2 protein-coding genes are annotated in these 1,503 nt (G+C 69.0%); both read left to right on the top strand.

Annotated features, from left to right (window positions below; all coding sequences use genetic code 11):
- The coding region (locus tag AB0M76_RS43435) for a transposase (protein ID WP_365958290.1) at positions 1 to 1,047 on the top strand (1,047 nt) is incomplete at its 5' end.
- Positions 1,048 to 1,051: 4 nt separating this feature from the next.
- Complete coding sequence (locus AB0M76_RS43440; RefSeq protein ID WP_365958291.1) at positions 1,052 to 1,486, top strand: hypothetical protein; 435 nt, start codon at positions 1,052 to 1,054, stop codon at positions 1,484 to 1,486.
- Positions 1,487 to 1,503: the final 17 nt, after the last annotated feature.

The raw sequence follows: 1,503 nt of genomic DNA on the forward strand, positions 1-1,503 counted from the left end.
CGGATCCTCCCCTCTCGCGTCGGGGTGTACTTCGTGCTCGCGCTCGGGCTGTTCGGGCATCTGGGCAGCGGACTGGTATGGGGCAAACTCGCAGCTGGACTGTCCTCCCGGGTGCCGCAGCCCTCGGAGAAGGCACTTCGCGATCTGCGCCGGCGGGTCGGGGTGGCCCCGCTCAAGCGGCTGTTCGACGTGCTGGCCGGCCCGCTGGCCCAGCCGTCCAGACCCGGAGTGCGCTACCGCCGCTGGCGCACGGTCGCCTTCGACGGCTGCGGGAGCCTGAACGTGCCCGACCACGAGCGCAACCGGTCCTGGCTCGGCCGCACCGAACGCCGTTACGGCCCGACCGGCCACCCCCGGCTGATGCTCATGACCTTGTGCGAAACAGGCACCCGCGGCCTGATCGCAGCGGTCTTCGGCTCCGCCTCCAAGGGCGAGACCGACTACGCCCACGACCTGATCGGCCACCTCACCCCGGACATGCTCCTCCTGGCGGACCGCGCCTTCGACAGCAACGAACTGCTCGCAGACATCGCAGCTCAGGGGACTCAGTTCCTGATACGCGCCACCAGCACCCGACGCCCGCCGGTGCTGGCGCTGCTGCCCGACGGCTCCTACCTGACCCGGATCGCGGGCCTCCCTCTGCGGGTGATCGAGGCCGAGATCCACTCCCGCACCGCCGACGGCGGCGACTTCGGCGGGACCTACCGCCTGCTGACCACGCTCACCAACCACCGCACCGATCCCGCCGACCACCTGGTACGTCTCTACCACGAACGCTGGGAGATCGAGATCACCTACCTGGCGCTCCGTCACACCCTGCTCAAAGGCCGAGTCCTGCGTTCGAAGGACCCCGTGGGTCTCAACCAGGAAATGTGGGCACTGCTCACCCTCTACCAGGCTCTGCGCTCGGTCATGGACCGCGGTGGAGACAATGCCCGGCTGCGATCCCGACCGGGCCGGCTTCACCGTCGCTCTGGAAGCCGCCCGCGACACGGTGGTCAGCCTGGTCACAACGACCGCGGTCATAGGGCCGAGCAGCCGCTCTGACCTGGTGGGATACATCGGCGCCCGCGTTCTGCTCGCGCTGCTTCCCGGGCGCCGGATGCGGCTGTCCGCCCGCATCGTCAAGTGCGGAACCTCCCGATACAACATCTGGAACCGCGACGGGCGTCCACGCGCCAGCACCCCGATCACCACCATCGAGATCACCGTGCACCCACCGGCTCTGCCCGGCGCGCAGGACCCGAGCCGGCCCCTCTCCGGTCGTTGGGGTCAGGTCTGCCGACTCTTGGCAGAGAACTCCAACCAGGCCATGCACACCCGGGACATCGCGCGGCATCTCGGGCTCGCCACCTCGGGGCGCCCCCTCAGCAGCATCACCGCGCAACTCTGCTATTGGGCCCGCAACGGCCGACTCATCCGCACCGCGCCGAACACCTACAAGATCACCCTCCCTGACGCATTGACACCGCTGCCGAGCGCTTAACTTCGCGGCATTGGATG

The sequence above is a fragment of the Streptomyces sp. NPDC051364 genome, assembly GCF_040682115.1.
In the GTDB taxonomy this organism is placed as follows: domain Bacteria; phylum Actinomycetota; class Actinomycetes; order Streptomycetales; family Streptomycetaceae; genus Streptomyces.